We start from the raw sequence: 13799 nt of genomic DNA on the forward strand, positions 1-13799 counted from the left end.
TATTTAATAAATAACACCTATGCAATTTTCACATAAGTGGTGTATTTATTCAATATTATTCCACAGGAATTATAAAAATCTATGAATTCAATACTAGAAAAAGAACCTGTAAAAAGAGCTGAAGAATCAATAAAGGAATTTGACTCAAGTCTTGAAATTGTTTGTTTAGAACAAACAGCAAGAACCGCGCAAGATGCAGCTACAGCTTTAGGTTGTAGTGTCGGGGCTATTGTAAAAAGTTTACTTTTTAGTGTGGGAGACAATTTTGTACTTTGTTTAGTGTCAGGAGATAAAAGATGCTCATTAAACAAACTTAAAAAAATCCTAGATGAAAAAGATGTTTCAATGGCAAATCCTGATGATGTTAAAAGAATAACTGGTTATACAATAGGAGGTGTTTCACCTGTAGGTCACTTAAGTAAATTAAAAATCTATATTGATACAAATTTAGAAAGATTTACAAACGTGTTTGCTGCTGCAGGACATCCAAATTGTGTTTTTGAGATAAAATTTATTCAATTAATAAAATTAACTAATGGTCAAATGAGAGAAATAGCTGAATGAGACAACCAAAATTAATTGATTACATTTTATTAACTATATTAGCTTTGATTTGGGCCTCTGCGTTTTTTAATATTAAGATTGCAACATATTCATTTGGACCAGTAACAATTGCTTTTCTAAGAGTTTTTTTTGGAGCAATTCCAGTTTTGCTTCTTTGTTATTATAAGAATATTAAAATTGAAGCTTTCTCCAAAGATTGGCATTGGTTTGCTATGATAGGTTTTATTAATTTAGTTGCTCCATTTTTTTTAATAGCCTACGGAGTTAAATCAGTTCAAAGTAATTTAGCAGCAATTTTAATGTCTACCACACCATTGAGCTCAACAGTATTAGGACACTTTTATACAAAAAATGAAAAGTTTAATTTAGTTAAAACATTTGGAATATTAATTGGTTTTTCTGGGATAGTATTTTTGTTTTCAGATAATATTTTGATTGATGAAAATAATTTTACCTCAGCATTATTAATTTTATTAGGTTCTACTTGTTATGTAATAGGAGGTGTTTTAACTCTTAAAATTAGTAAGAAAAAAAATGAAAATGTAACTGGCTCAATTTTAATTTGGGCAATTATAATTTTAATTCCACTTGTCAGTTTTATAGAACAACCTTGGCAATCAGTTCCAAGAACAGACTCTTTAATATCTGTAATATACTTAGGAATTGTTCCAACAGGAGTTGCATGGTTATTAAGATTCAGAATTTTAAAAAATAATGGTTTAATCTTTCAATCACAAGTTTCTTACTTGATACCAATCTTTGGAACTATTTTAGGCTATATATTCTTAAAAGAACTAATAACAATTAAAGTTTTAGTATCTTTAATAGCAGTTTGTATTGGTATCTATTTTGTTAAAAAAGCTGACAATAAAACTATTTTTTCAAAATAATTTTAGCATTGAAAGAAAACGATCTACGTTCTCCTTCGATATTAAAAGGATAAGCTGTATGCATCAGATAATTTGGAAAGATTAATAAATCTCTAGTTTTTGGCACAACATTATAAATACTTTTGCTTAGAAATCCTTTTTGACCATTTATGAAATCAATTGTTCCATTTGTTTTCAATTTTTTATTTTTAACCATCTTATTATTTGTCATTCCTGTTGGTAATTTTAAATAACCAACACCTGACAAATCCCCTTCATGATAATGAATAGGGTTGTATTCACCCTTGAATTGGCGAACTACCCATAAATTTAAAATTCTAATTTTTTTAACATTTTTTATTTTATCATTGGACAGAAATTTATTAATGCTTTGTATTAATTCTTTTTCTAAATTTTTCTTAATAAAATTATTAGAAATCTTTAATTCATTCTTAATTTGGCTTGCTAATTTAGAGCTATAATCAATTTTTTTTGAATTAGATTTGATATCAAATTCATTGTTTAATTTATCAGAAAATTTTTTGGAAATTTTAGTTTTTCCAATCGATGGTCCAAAGGGCTTAATATTTTTCATTTATAGTTCTAGTATATTAAAAGTTAATTAAATCAAGATTATGATATCAGCCTTATACCCATCCTAATAGATACAAAAATTACCAACATAGAAGTTATTATCGTAAGAGTTTTATTAGATAAAAATTTTATATTTAGTAAATTTCCAATTTGGCCACCAATTAATACACAAACGAAAAGAGGCCAATAATTCAAAAATTCATCAAAAACAATATTTTTGGTAAGTTGACCAGCTACACCAAAAATCGAGTTAATTAAAATAAATAGTGAAGCTGCCGTAACAATATGTCTTGGATACCCTGCTTTCATCAAAAATAAAATTGGACTTAAAAATATACCCCCACCAATTCCAACAATCCCTGAAACAAACCCAATAACAGATCCAATGAATATAGAAACAGCTTTTGGAATTGAATTTATTTTTATCAGATCATCGCTGTATGATTTATTCTTAATCAATAAAAGTATCCCAGCAATAAATAAAATAACAAATAAAATTATCTCGAATAATTCCTTTGAAATAGATATTGAGGCACCAAAAAATGCAAAAGGGATAGAACCTACCAAGTAAGGTATAAGTAAATTAAAATTGAGGTTTCCTGATCTTACATAGTTTATTGAATTTCCAGATACCACAATAATATTGCAACATAATGCCAATATTGGAATTATATAAAAAGGAATTTCCCAAATTAGCATTAGAGCTAAATAAGTAGACCCACCACCAAAGCCAACACTAGAATATAATATTGATGTTATGAGAAAAAATATTGATAATATAATCATACTTAAAAAAATTTTATGAGTGTAAATATAGCTTTATTAACTGTAACAGATACCAGAACTTTTGATAATGATAAATCTGGTGCTATTCTTGTAGAAAAAATTAAAGAAGCAAATCATAATTTAATTGATAGAAAAATATGCAAAGACAATAAAGAAGATATTGTTTTAATTTTAAGAGAATGGATCAGTAAAAAAGATATTGATGTGATTATAACTACTGGAGGAACAGGTCTTACTGGAAGAGATATTACTCCAGAAGCAATAGAAGAAATTGCGGATAAACAAATACCTGGTTTTGGAGAAGTTTTTCGAACAATAAGTCTTAAAACGGTCGGTACTTCTGCGATACAGTCGAGAGCTTGTGCAGTTTTAGCAAATGGTAAATATGTTTTTGCGTTACCTGGATCGTCAGGTGGTGTTACCGATGCATGGGATGGAATTTTAAAACATCAGTTGGATATCAATCACAAACCATGTAATTTTGTTGAGTTATTCCCAAGACTTAAAGAAAAATAATTATTTTTGGTATTTTTCTTTCCATTCAGAATAAGGCATTCCATAAATATGCTCTCTTGCATCAGGATCAGATATAGTTACACCTTTTTTTTCAGCTTCTTCTTTAAACCATCTAGACAAACAATTTCTACAAAAACCTGCTAAATTCATTAAATCTATATTTTGAACATCTTTTCTTTCTTTAAGATGCTCTATTAATCTCTCTAATGTTGCTGATTGAATTTCTTTTTTTGTATTTTCATCCATAATTAATATCTCTTTTTTTTATTTTAATTCTTAATGCAAGCAAAACAACTATAATTAAAGTGTATATAAGAGGTTTAAAGAAGATTGTTTTAGATAACCAGATATAATGAAGAGATCCAAAAATAGCAATAACATATACTAATCTATGTAAATTTTTCCAATTACGTTTTAGTATTTTTATCATTTTTTGTGAAGAGGTGGCAGCTAATGGAATTAATAATAACCAAGCAGAAAATCCTATAAAAATAAATTTCTTCTTTAATACATCGTTAATTATTGGTTCCCAATCAAATCTATAATCTAATCCAACATAAGTTAATAAATGGATTGTAGCGTAAAAAAATACAAATAAACCAAGCATTCTTCTAAATTTTATCCAAAAAGATAGATTAGTAATTCTTTTAAGTGGACTCATTGTGAGAGTTAAGCAAATAAAAATTAAAGTCCATTCTCCAAAATGGTTCATAATTTTTTTTACTGGTTCAGCCCCAAGATTATTGTAATAAATATCTAAAATGATAATTCCAAGGGGCCATAAACAAATAATAAAAACAAAAGATTTAAAGTATTTAATCAATTTAATTTAAAAGTATTTTTTTAAATCCATTCCAGAGTATAAATTGGCTACATCATCACCATAGCCATTAAACATTTGAGTTGGAATCCTTTCACTTAGAATTCCTGAACCAATAACTCTTTCAGAAGCTTGTGACCATCTTGGGTGATCCACATTTGGATTAACATTGGAATAAAATCCATATTCTCTTGGAGAAGATCTCATCCAAGACGAAGTTGGCATTTTTTCTACTAATTTAATATTTACAATTGCTTTTGCACTTTTAAATCCATATTTCCAGGGTACAATTAACCTTAATGGTGCTCCATTTTGATTTGGAAGTTTTTTACCATATAGACCAGTCACTAGTGTTGTCAAAGGGTGCATAGCTTCATCAATTCTTAAACCTTCTCTATAAGGCCATTGAAGTATAGGATATTTTTGGCCAGGCATCTGTATAGGATCGTATACAGATATAAATTCTACAAATTTTGCTTTATTATTTGGCTTAGCTTTTTCTAAAAGTTTACTTAAAGAAAATCCCATCCAAGGAATAACCATGGACCATCCTTCGACACATCTTAATCTATAAATTCTTTCTTCACTTTTAAACATATTATTGATTTCTAAAGCGCTAATATCGACTTCATTTTCAACTTCACCATCAATTTTAATATTCCAAGGTTCCGTTTTAAAATTTTGAGATTTCTCAACAGGATCTGATTTTCTAGTACCAAATTCATAGTAGTTGTTATAAGTACTTATGTATCTGTATTCAGTCGGCTCTAAACTATTCGTTGATGCATAAGCATTATTAAGAAAATTTTGACCAATCATTAAAGAACTTGTTGATAATCCAAGTTTTTTGATAAAGTCTCTTCTCTTTAAATAAATATTTTCAGGAGTTATTTCTGAGAATTTAATTTTTTTCATTAATTATAGGGTTTCCTTTTAACCATGCGCTATCATTATTTTGATAATGCTCTTTTTTCCATATTGGAGATCTTTTTTTAATTTCTTCAATGATATACCTTGATAAAACATAAGCTTGATCTCTATGCTTGCAAGCAACTGCAATAATAATACTAATTTCTCCTAAATTTAAATAACCCTTGGCATGTTCAATATAAACAGATTTATCTTTAATATTTAATTTTTGATCTGCCTCATTATAGATTTCTTGAAAACTGTTTATAACAAGAGCATCATGGCTATCGTATGTAATTCCTATTACGCTTTTATTGTCGTTTTGATTTCTTACAGTGCCTGAGAAATAAATTGATGCCCCATAATCATGAGACGAAATGAAGTTTTCGGCTTCAATAATTGATAATTTTTTTTCTTTAGAATCTATAATTTTAGCGTGAAGCATTAACCTCCTCCAATTGGAGGAATAATAGCAATTTTTTCATTATTTGTTATTTTATAATTGTCGCTAATTATATTATCATTTGAACAAAATACTGATGAATTTACAATTTTTATAAAATTTTTATTACCTTTAAAATGTAAATCAAGGTAATCTAATATTTCTTCTCTCAAGTCTTTGATTGTTGAGTTATTTTTAATATCAAATTCTATCGAATTTTTATCACTAAAATCTCTGCTTGCTCCAAACAGTTCTATTACCACTTTCATTAATTTTTATAATTAATAGATTTCATTCAAAAAATCAGGAAGTCCATCTGGGTTTTTCCACAAACCACTTTTACCACCCTCTTTAATCAACAGCTTAACATTATCAATTTTCAGATGAGGATTGACAATTTTACTTAAATCATAAATTGTTATTAAAGCTGCATTTACTCCCATTATAGCTTCCATTTCTACACCAGTTTTTGCATATGCTGATACGATACAAAATACTTCTAGTGAACTATCTTCTTCGTGCATAATTATTTTAGTAGCTGTATGGTCAATTGGTAGTGGGTGACATAAAGGAATTAATTCACTAGTTTTTTTAACACCTAAAACTGCTGAAACTTCTGCTAACGTTATAGGGTCTCCTTTTGGCATTTCTTTATTTTTAATTAAATCAAATACTTCTTTACCAACATAAATTTTCCCAGAAGCCAAAGCTCTTCTAAAGGTTTCCTTTTTGGTTGAAACGTCTACGATGTTAAAAGAGTTTTTTTTGAAAACTTCTTTTACCCAATCTTTTAATTCATTACTCTTAATTACTTTTAAATTTTTCATTTTATCCCCCAGTTTTTGATAAATTTTTAGTCGATCCGGTATCTCCTAATTCTAAATAGTGGGACTCTTTTTTAAATTGCATTTGTTTTAATATTAAGTCTTTTAATTCATTAAGTTGATCATCTTTTTGAATGAGATGCCTTAAATTTATCCCTGTATTTCCAAACAAGCATAATCTTAAATCACCTCTAGACGTAATTCTTAATCGATTACATGTTTTACAAAAATCTTTTGAATAGGGAGCTATAATTCCAAATTTGCCCTTAAATTTAGGGTTTATATAATTTATAGAAGGTCCAGCATCTTTACCAAATGTCTGATAGATCCATTTATTTTCATCTAAGAATTCTTTAAAAATATTTGATGATACATGATATTTTTTAAAATATTCTAAATTATCACCAGTTCTCATCAATTCTATGTATCTAAAATCAACTTTATTTTTTTGTATGAATTTTGACCAATCATTAAAATCCTTTCTTGATGAATTTATTCCATTTAAAAGCACAGCGTTAATTTTAATATTTTGAAAACCAATATTTTGTAAATTTTCTATTCCTTGTAAAATTTCTGGTAGTCTGTTGTGACCAGTAATGTTTTTAAAAGTTTCTTGATTCAGACTATCTATACTTATGTTTATTCCAGTAAGTCCACTATCCACTAATAATTTTGCTTTTTTATCTAAATGGTAACCGTTAGTTGTTATAACTATATTTTTGATACCTGAGTCAAACTTTAAAACTTTTATTATATCAAAAAAATCTTTTCTAACTGTTGGTTCACCACCTGTAATTCTAATTTTACTAACTCCTAACTCAGAAAAACATTTTGCAAGACGTCTTATCTCATCTAAATGAAGAAATTTTCTGTTATCGCTTTTGTCAACTTGATACCCGTTAGGCAAACAATATCCACATTTAAAATTGCAAACATCTGTTATAGACATTCTAATATAGGGGAAAGATCTTCCAAAATTATCTTTAAGCATATCTATTAATATATCTTTTATAATAATATATAAAAATTACCATGTCGTAAATCTTACTACAATATTAGATTAATGATTTTAAAAAAGATGTAGCAATATCTGAAGATTTTTAACTTCCAGTCAAAAGACTGGAAGTTATTTATATTTAGCCAGCAGGTTTGTACCCACTCATAGCTTTAGCGGCATGTTCAGCAGCTTTATTCATATCCATTTCTTCAAGGATAACCATATTTTCTACAGTGCCACTAGCTTCTACAGCTAATTTTACTCCAGCAAAATTTTCAAAAGGCATATCACCAGAAGTAACAGCTATAAAATCGTACGGACCCCGAGTAATTGCGAAAGACTCAAAAGTTCCACCAACTGACTCAGTAAGTGCTTTTACAGCAACAGATCTATCTTGAGTTGGATCTTTCATAAATCCTTGAAAAGCTTTTGCTGTATAATTTCCCATAACAAAATATTTTGCCATTAAGACCTCCTTTATTTTCTAATATCTTAATTAAAAAAAGAAATAATTAGTAGGTCAAAATTGTTACACTAATGATTTTTTTAATAATTTTAGGGTAATTTAAATGAATAAATTATTTATATTCTCTCAAAATTATCCTGGGGTAAAAACTCTCTCAGATTCAGGATCGTTGATTGAAAATGGTAGTTTTGATATTTCACTCCAAAATTCATCAGAAATTTCTGCATTGGCCCAAGCTAAATTTTTTTCTATACTTTCAACACTGGTTACGCCACATATGGTTGAGGTAATTCTATTATCTCTTAAAGAGAACTGAAGTGCAGCTGCTCCTAATTCCACATTGTGTTTTTTGCAAACTTTTTCAAATTCACGAGCAGGGGCTAATTTCTCTTCCGTAGCATCCTGATAGGTTATTTTTTTAAAGTTATCAGGACCTTTAGCCAAAACTCCACCAGCGTAAGGAGCTGCATTAAAAATTGCAATATTTTTACTAGAAGCATATTCATACATTTTATTAGCCTCTCTATTTATTAGAGTATATCTATTATGATTAATTATCACGTCAAAATCCCAATCTTTTAGCAAAGGAAACATTATATCTACTTTACCCATTGCAACACCTACTGCTTTAGCAAGACCTTCATTTTTAATCTTAAATAACTCATCCATTGCTCCATCTTTTTTTGTGATATCAGTAATGTCTTTTGCATATTCTGGATCATGTAAAAATAAAATATCAACAGAATCTACATTTAAAGTTTTCAAACTTTCTTCTAAAGACTCTCTAGCTCTGTTTTTATCAAGAACTAAGGTGTCCATATTCCTGTCTAGTTTTGTAGATAAAAGAAAATCTTTAGGCCAACCACCATTTTCTTTAATTGCTCTTCCAATTCTTTTTTCACTTTCACCCATTGCATAATTTCTTGAAGTATCAAGCATATTAACAGGACCTTGAAAAAATCTATTTAGAGTTTTTTGAGCTCTTTCTTCAGACACTTCATAACCGTAAGTGTCTGGCATACTACCTAATGAAGAAGTACCAAAACTTAACTCTGTAACCTCTAATTCTGTATCTTTTATTTTATTTTTTTTCATAATTTAAATTTTTAGTTTATAAAATTTTATCGCATTCTCATAAAATATATTTTGTTTTTGATCTAAACTCAAATTATTAGTTAAATTTTGTGCAGTATTAAACCAACCAATATAATCTGTTCTTAAATTACATACTGGCCAATCAGACCCCCATAATATTTTTTTATCTGTAAATATTTTTAAAATTTCATTTGTATAAGGTCCTAAATCATTTTCAGTCCAATTTTCACAAGCCTCAGTAACCATTCCAGAAAACTTACAATAAACATTATCTAAATTAGACAATTTATTCATTACATTTTTCCAATGATCAAATTCTTTTTGATCATTATTACAAATTTTTGGTTTCATCAAATGATCAATTACAAATCTTAAAGATGGATACTTGGAAGCAATAATATAAAAATTATTTAAATGAATTGGAAACCCAAGTGCATCAAAACCCAAATCAAGATCAATTATAGTTTTAAAAAAAATATCAAAATCTTTATTTAAAACCCAATTTTTGTCAGGGATGTCTTGTATCATAGGTCTAACACCTACAAATTTTGGATTTTTAGCAAAACTTTTTAATTGTTCTAATTGATTTGGATCTTCAAAGTTTACCCATCCAACAACCCCAGAGACTAAATTTGAATTTTCAGCTATAGCCAATATATAATTAGTTTCTTCATTAGTTGCTGCAGCTTGAACTAAAATAGTTTTGTGTAAATCAATTGATTTAGAAACTTGAGATAAATCTTTAACTTCATATTTTCGATTTAATATTGAATTATCTTTTGGCATCCAATGATAATCTCCCCTTGAAGGATCCCAAAAATGCTGATGTGCATCAATTATTTTCATTTAACTAATTATATAAAGAATTATTCACCCAAGATACTGTCATCTAAAATTTTAGTATCATAAGCTGAATAGGAGTGCCATCCAGCAACTGTTTGATCAAAATCAACAATGCTTCCGGTCATAATACCAGACTCATCTGAGCATAAAAAAGCTAGTATTTTTGCAACATCCAAAGGTTTATTTAGTCTTTTAAATGGAACTTTTGCCTCTGCTTCTTTAAGCCAATTGTCATCAGCATCATGAAATTTTTTTTGTATCGTTGTTTCTGCTGGTGTGTCAGTCCAACCTAAGTTTACGCCATTAACTCTTATTTGGTGTCCTGAAACTGAATTAGCAACATTCTTGATCATTATTGCCAAAGCTGCTTTTGAAGCGCTATAAGCAGTTAAAAAAGACATACCACTATAAGCTGCCATTGATAAAATATGTGCAATAGTTCCCTTTTTTTTATCTCTTATCATTATTTTTATAACATCTTGCATCATAAAAAGAGGAGCTTTGACATTTACGTTAAAATTTTTATCATAATTTTCCTCTGTTGTGCTTAAGATCGTTCCTCTTTCTGTAAAAGCAGCAACATTTATAAAAGAGTCTACTGTGTTAAATTTTTTATCAGTTTCAGAAACTATTTTTTTACAGTCTGCAAGTTTTTCTAAATCAGCTTGAACATATAGGCATTCTGCACCCATACTTTCTATTTCAGATTTTACCTTGTTTCCTTTTTCATTATTTCTTCCACAGATAGTTATTCCCTTAGCACCTCTGCTTGCTAGTAATTTTGCAGTCTCAGCTCCACTTCCTTGAGTACTTCCTGTTACAATTATTATTTTATTTTTAAATTGGTTAGATTGTTCAGATATATATTTATTGGACATATTAGAATTTTATATCTATTGCTTTACCACTTTCAAGCGACTCATATGCTGCATTAGCTATTATCAAAGCGTTTCTACCGTCTTCAAATCCAACTAATGGTTTTGTTTTATCTTCAACACATTTTACAAACTCATTAAATTGATCTCTGTAAGCTTGCTCGTATCTTTCAATAAAAAAGAAATGTATAGGCTCTTTTTCATTTGTAGATGTACTTGTGTATCTTTCTAGAGAAGTAGGGGTTTGATTGTTTGAAATTACCATACCTTTACTACCAAATACCTCAACTCTTTGATCATAACCATACACAGCTCTTCTAGAATTATTTATATGAATTAAAACTCCATTTTTTGACTTTAAAATAAACATAGCAGTATCATGATCTTTTTCCTGCTGCGCATTTTTATCAAATAAAGCATCTCCAAATGCAGATATTTGAACTACAGGATCATCACCCAATATAAATCTAGTTAAATCAAAATCATGGATAGTAGTATCTCTAAAAAATCCTCCTGCAGCTTTTAAATAGTCAATTCCAGGAGGCTCAGGATCTCTACTTGTAATAACAATCATTTCCAATTCACCAATTTCTTTTTTTACTTTTGCTTGTTGCGCCTTTGCATGACTGGCATCAAATCTTCTATTAAAGCCAATTTGAATAGGAACGTCCGTTCCCTTAATATTTTCCATACACTCATTAACTTTATTGATATCTAAATCAATTGGCTTTTCACAAAAAATTGCTTTCCCAGCTTTCGCTGCCATTGTAATAAATTGAGTGTGAGTTGGAGTAGCTGATGCTATTAGAACTGCGTCTATATCGTCAGCCTTGATAGCTTCTTCAGGTGAAAATGCTATTGAGCAACCTGTTGATTTTGCTACTTCTTCAGCAAATTGAGAATTAACATCATATACATATTTTAATTTTGCTTCTGGATGGGCTGCTATAAATTTAGCATGCATTTTTCCAATACGTCCTGCTCCCACTAAAGAAAAGTTAATCATAAGAATATACAACAGAATTAAAAAATAAAATCAAGAAACATTTTTTTAATGATTAATTAAACATCAATTAAAAATATAATTTTCTTGATGGATATAACATCATCATTTAAAAATCCATTTAACTTTTTAATAAATTTTTTATGTCAGTAAAATTAGGAATAGCACCAATTGCATGGAGTAATGATGATATGCCTGAATTGGGAGGCGATACTTCTTTAGAACAATGTTTGTCTGAAGCTAGTCAAGCAGGATTTATTGGAATTGAGTCTGGGGGTAAATTTCCAAAAAAATCAGAAGAATTAATTCCTAAACTTAATGAATTTAATCTAAATCTTTGCTCAGGTTGGTATGGAGCTAATTTAAGAACAAATAGTATTAATGAAGAAAAAAATCTAATTCAAGATCAGTTAAAGCTTTTTAAAGATTGTAATTCACCTTGCATGGTTTTTGCTGAAGTTTCTGGTTCAATTCAAGGAGATCCAAATCGAAAATTATCTACAAGACCTCAAATGAATCTTGAAGAGTCTAAAAAATATTATGAAAAAATTTCAGAAATTGGAAAATATCTTGAAGATGAAGGGATGCCGCTTGCTTACCATCATCATATGGGCACTGTAATAGAGACCGAAGGGGATACTGTTAGATTGCTTGAAAACACGCATGATAGTGTAAAGCTTACATTAGACACAGGTCACATGCTATTTGCTCAAGGAGACTCGTTAAAAATATTAAATGATTTTAGCGAAAGATTAATTCATATACATTGTAAAGATATTAGAAAAAGTGTTTTAGAAAAATCTTTAAAAGAAGATTTAAGTTTTAGAGGTGCATTTTTAGAGGGTGCATTTACAGTTCCAGGTGATGGATGTATTGATTACAAGCCTTTGTTTGATGTATTGAAAGAAAAAAATTATTCAGGATGGCTAGTGGTAGAGGCAGAGCAAGATCCTGCAAAAGCAAATCCTTTTGAATATGCAAAAATAGGGTACAAGTATTTAACCGAAACTCTAAAACTTAGTAATGTTGAGACTCATAAAGACTAACTTTCAATAAATAAACTAAATTTTTTAAACTAAATCTCTTATTACAATCTTACAATTTTTGATTTTTCTAATGTATCATCAAAATAATCAATAATATTTTTAATTGTTTCTACACCCATTCTTGTCATACATTCATCAGTAAAAGCAGCAGTATGTGGACTTAAATAAACTTTATCATTTTTTAAAAGAGGATTATCATTTTCCGGTGGTTCTTTTTTAAACACATCAATTCCTGCACCAAAAATTAAATCTTCATTTAAAGCTTTATTGAGATCTTCTTCATGAATAATCCCACCTCTAGCTGCATTAATTATGATACAATTTTTTTTCATCGTCTTAAGCAAATCATAATTTATAAGATTTTCAGTTTTTTCTGTTAAAGGCATGTGTAGAGATATTACATCCATAGTTTTTACCGTCTCTTCAAGATTATCAACTTTTTTTCCACCAAGCTTCTCTATTGTATCTTTATCTACAAAGGGATCATAGACGAAGACATTCATTTCAAATCCCAAACATCTTTTAATAAGTGCTTTACCAATTCTACCAAATCCCATTATTAGGAAATTTTTTTTCCATACTTCAATAGTTTTAGGTAATTTATTTCTATCCTTAAAGTTGCCATCTCTGACTGTCGTGTGATAGAGCTCTCTTCTTTTTGCAATATTTAGCAGAACAAACATTACATGCTCAGCAACTGTAACAGCGTTTGCATTAGCTGTAATAGCTATTTTTATATCTCTCTCTTTCGCAGTTTTTAGATCAATATTGTCGTAACCAACCCCATGTCTTGAAATTATTTTCAGATTTTTTGCTTCATTAATAACCTCACCTGGCAATTTTGCTATTCTAATTGAAGCACCATCACAGTCTTTTATTTTTGTCTTTAAATTTTCAACTGAAACATCATCAGTAACTTCCACATCAAAATTTGGATGGTTATTAATTATTTCCATACCTTTATCATGAACTTTTTGGATAACTAAAATCTTCTTTTTATTACTCATAATTTTTATTTAAGCCTTTCTATTGAAGGCTTTTCTAATACGAAAAATATCAAACAATGTAAAATAGTTTTTTAAAAAAGTTGTAATTATTTTCTTATTAAAATAAATTTAACTGTGAATTTAACTATAAAAACTCTACTTTA

Annotated in this window: 19 protein-coding genes; 4 read left to right on the plus strand and 15 right to left on the minus strand. The window is 28.6% G+C overall.

Features of this window, described 5'->3' with window-relative positions; genetic code table 11:
• The first annotated feature begins 81 nt into the window (after positions 1-81).
• The gene (locus F754_RS0101805) at positions 82-564 is read left to right on the plus strand and encodes a YbaK/EbsC family protein (protein ID WP_023648208.1); all 483 of its coding nucleotides are present in this window, start codon (positions 82-84) and stop codon (positions 562-564) included.
• Complete coding sequence (locus tag F754_RS0101810; RefSeq protein WP_023648209.1) at positions 561-1454, plus strand: DMT family transporter; 894 nt, start codon at positions 561-563, stop codon at positions 1452-1454. The genes F754_RS0101805 and F754_RS0101810 overlap by 4 nt, the downstream gene beginning before the upstream one ends.
• Here F754_RS0101810 and F754_RS0101815 read toward each other — a convergent pair.
• Together F754_RS0101815 and F754_RS0101820 are read right to left on the minus strand one after the other, a co-directional pair.
• The gene (locus F754_RS0101815; RefSeq protein WP_023648210.1) at positions 1438-2028 is read right to left on the minus strand and encodes a hypothetical protein; all 591 of its coding nucleotides are present in this window, start codon (positions 2026-2028) and stop codon (positions 1438-1440) included. The two genes, F754_RS0101810 and F754_RS0101815, sit on opposite strands and share 17 nt — an antisense overlap.
• A 38-nt stretch (positions 2029-2066) precedes the next feature.
• Positions 2067-2813, minus strand: coding sequence for a sulfite exporter TauE/SafE family protein (locus tag F754_RS0101820; RefSeq protein WP_023648211.1), 747 nt, complete (start codon positions 2811-2813; stop codon positions 2067-2069).
• A gap of 15 nt (positions 2814-2828) precedes the next feature.
• Between F754_RS0101820 and moaB the strand changes: the two genes are divergently transcribed.
• The gene (gene moaB / locus F754_RS0101825; protein WP_023648212.1) at positions 2829-3329 is read left to right on the plus strand and encodes a molybdenum cofactor biosynthesis protein B; all 501 of its coding nucleotides are present in this window, start codon (positions 2829-2831) and stop codon (positions 3327-3329) included.
• Here moaB and F754_RS0101830 read toward each other — a convergent pair whose 3' ends face one another.
• The 12 genes from F754_RS0101830 to iolG all read right to left on the minus strand — a co-directional run bounded on the left by F754_RS0101830 (position 3330) and on the right by iolG (position 11606).
• On the minus strand, positions 3330-3575 hold the full coding sequence (locus tag F754_RS0101830; protein ID WP_023648213.1) for a DUF1244 domain-containing protein: 246 nt from the start codon (positions 3573-3575) through the stop codon (positions 3330-3332).
• Complete coding sequence (locus F754_RS0101835; RefSeq protein ID WP_023648214.1) at positions 3568-4152, minus strand: sulfoxide reductase heme-binding subunit YedZ; 585 nt, start codon at positions 4150-4152, stop codon at positions 3568-3570. The genes F754_RS0101830 and F754_RS0101835 overlap by 8 nt, the downstream gene beginning before the upstream one ends.
• Before the next feature lie 6 nt (positions 4153-4158).
• Positions 4159-5064: a protein-methionine-sulfoxide reductase catalytic subunit MsrP gene (gene msrP, locus F754_RS0101840; RefSeq protein ID WP_023648215.1), complete on the minus strand. Its 906-nt coding sequence runs from the start codon at positions 5062-5064 to the stop codon at positions 4159-4161.
• On the minus strand, positions 5051-5503 hold the full coding sequence (locus F754_RS0101845) for a molybdenum cofactor biosynthesis protein MoaE (protein WP_023648216.1): 453 nt from the start codon (positions 5501-5503) through the stop codon (positions 5051-5053). The genes msrP and F754_RS0101845 overlap by 14 nt, the downstream gene beginning before the upstream one ends.
• Entirely contained in the window at positions 5503-5769 is a 267-nt protein-coding gene (locus F754_RS0101850; protein ID WP_023648217.1) for a MoaD/ThiS family protein, read from the minus strand. The genes F754_RS0101845 and F754_RS0101850 overlap by 1 nt, the downstream gene beginning before the upstream one ends.
• Before the next feature lie 12 nt (positions 5770-5781).
• Entirely contained in the window at positions 5782-6327 is a 546-nt protein-coding gene (moaC, locus tag F754_RS0101855) for a cyclic pyranopterin monophosphate synthase MoaC (protein WP_023648218.1), read from the minus strand.
• 1 nt (position 6328) lies between these two features.
• A complete protein-coding gene (gene moaA, locus F754_RS0101860; protein ID WP_023648219.1) occupies positions 6329-7321 on the minus strand; it encodes a GTP 3',8-cyclase MoaA in 993 nt (330 codons plus the stop codon).
• A 139-nt stretch (positions 7322-7460) separates the two neighbouring features.
• Positions 7461-7787, minus strand: coding sequence for a GYD domain-containing protein (locus tag F754_RS0101865; protein WP_023648220.1), 327 nt, complete (start codon positions 7785-7787; stop codon positions 7461-7463).
• Between the two features lie 132 nt (positions 7788-7919).
• Positions 7920-8882 carry an aldo/keto reductase gene (locus F754_RS0101870; protein ID WP_023648221.1) on the minus strand — a complete coding sequence of 321 codons (963 nt, stop codon included), beginning with the start codon at positions 8880-8882 and terminating at the stop codon, positions 7920-7922.
• A 3-nt stretch (positions 8883-8885) separates the two neighbouring features.
• Positions 8886-9728 carry an amidohydrolase family protein gene (locus F754_RS0101875; protein WP_023648222.1) on the minus strand — a complete coding sequence of 281 codons (843 nt, stop codon included), beginning with the start codon at positions 9726-9728 and terminating at the stop codon, positions 8886-8888.
• A gap of 20 nt (positions 9729-9748) precedes the next feature.
• The gene (locus F754_RS0101880; protein ID WP_034390971.1) at positions 9749-10603 is read right to left on the minus strand and encodes an SDR family oxidoreductase; all 855 of its coding nucleotides are present in this window, start codon (positions 10601-10603) and stop codon (positions 9749-9751) included.
• Position 10604: 1 nt separating this feature from the next.
• A complete protein-coding gene (gene iolG, locus F754_RS0101885; protein WP_023648224.1) occupies positions 10605-11606 on the minus strand; it encodes an inositol 2-dehydrogenase in 1002 nt (333 codons plus the stop codon).
• Positions 11607-11746: 140 nt separating this feature from the next.
• On the opposite strand from iolG, the gene iolE reads away from it, so the two are divergent.
• The gene (iolE, locus tag F754_RS0101890) at positions 11747-12649 is read left to right on the plus strand and encodes a myo-inosose-2 dehydratase (protein WP_023648225.1); all 903 of its coding nucleotides are present in this window, start codon (positions 11747-11749) and stop codon (positions 12647-12649) included.
• A gap of 41 nt (positions 12650-12690) precedes the next feature.
• On the opposite strand, the gene F754_RS0101895 is transcribed toward iolE, so the two are convergent.
• The gene (locus tag F754_RS0101895; protein WP_034390974.1) at positions 12691-13656 is read right to left on the minus strand and encodes a hydroxyacid dehydrogenase; all 966 of its coding nucleotides are present in this window, start codon (positions 13654-13656) and stop codon (positions 12691-12693) included.
• Positions 13657-13799: the final 143 nt, after the last annotated feature.

The sequence above is a fragment of the Candidatus Pelagibacter ubique HTCC8051 genome, assembly GCF_000472605.1.
Taxonomy (GTDB): Bacteria; Pseudomonadota; Alphaproteobacteria; order Pelagibacterales; family Pelagibacteraceae; genus Pelagibacter; species Pelagibacter communis_B.

Excerpts from the sequence above, each read along its gene's own strand:
- F754_RS0101805 (WP_023648208.1), top strand. The coding sequence starts at position 82 with ATGAATTCAATACTAGAAAAAGAACCTGTAAAAAGAGCTGAAGAATCA.
- F754_RS0101810 (WP_023648209.1), top strand. The coding sequence starts at position 561 with ATGAGACAACCAAAATTAATTGATTACATTTTATTAACTATATTAGCT.
- F754_RS0101815 (WP_023648210.1), bottom strand. The coding sequence starts at position 2,028 with ATGAAAAATATTAAGCCCTTTGGACCATCGATTGGAAAAACTAAAATT.
- F754_RS0101820 (WP_023648211.1), bottom strand. The coding sequence starts at position 2,813 with ATGATTATATTATCAATATTTTTTCTCATAACATCAATATTATATTCT.
- moaB (WP_023648212.1), top strand. The coding sequence starts at position 2,829 with ATGAGTGTAAATATAGCTTTATTAACTGTAACAGATACCAGAACTTTT.
- F754_RS0101830 (WP_023648213.1), bottom strand. The coding sequence starts at position 3,575 with ATGGATGAAAATACAAAAAAAGAAATTCAATCAGCAACATTAGAGAGA.
- msrP (WP_023648215.1), bottom strand. The coding sequence starts at position 5,064 with ATGAAAAAAATTAAATTCTCAGAAATAACTCCTGAAAATATTTATTTA.
- F754_RS0101845 (WP_023648216.1), bottom strand. The coding sequence starts at position 5,503 with ATGCTTCACGCTAAAATTATAGATTCTAAAGAAAAAAAATTATCAATT.
- F754_RS0101850 (WP_023648217.1), bottom strand. The coding sequence starts at position 5,769 with ATGAAAGTGGTAATAGAACTGTTTGGAGCAAGCAGAGATTTTAGTGAT.
- moaC (WP_023648218.1), bottom strand. The coding sequence starts at position 6,327 with ATGAAAAATTTAAAAGTAATTAAGAGTAATGAATTAAAAGATTGGGTA.
- F754_RS0101865 (WP_023648220.1), bottom strand. The coding sequence starts at position 7,787 with ATGGCAAAATATTTTGTTATGGGAAATTATACAGCAAAAGCTTTTCAA.
- F754_RS0101870 (WP_023648221.1), bottom strand. The coding sequence starts at position 8,882 with ATGAAAAAAAATAAAATAAAAGATACAGAATTAGAGGTTACAGAGTTA.
- F754_RS0101875 (WP_023648222.1), bottom strand. The coding sequence starts at position 9,728 with ATGAAAATAATTGATGCACATCAGCATTTTTGGGATCCTTCAAGGGGA.
- F754_RS0101880 (WP_034390971.1), bottom strand. The coding sequence starts at position 10,603 with ATGTCCAATAAATATATATCTGAACAATCTAACCAATTTAAAAATAAA.
- iolG (WP_023648224.1), bottom strand. The coding sequence starts at position 11,606 with ATGATTAACTTTTCTTTAGTGGGAGCAGGACGTATTGGAAAAATGCAT.
- iolE (WP_023648225.1), top strand. The coding sequence starts at position 11,747 with ATGTCAGTAAAATTAGGAATAGCACCAATTGCATGGAGTAATGATGAT.
- F754_RS0101895 (WP_034390974.1), bottom strand. The coding sequence starts at position 13,656 with ATGAGTAATAAAAAGAAGATTTTAGTTATCCAAAAAGTTCATGATAAA.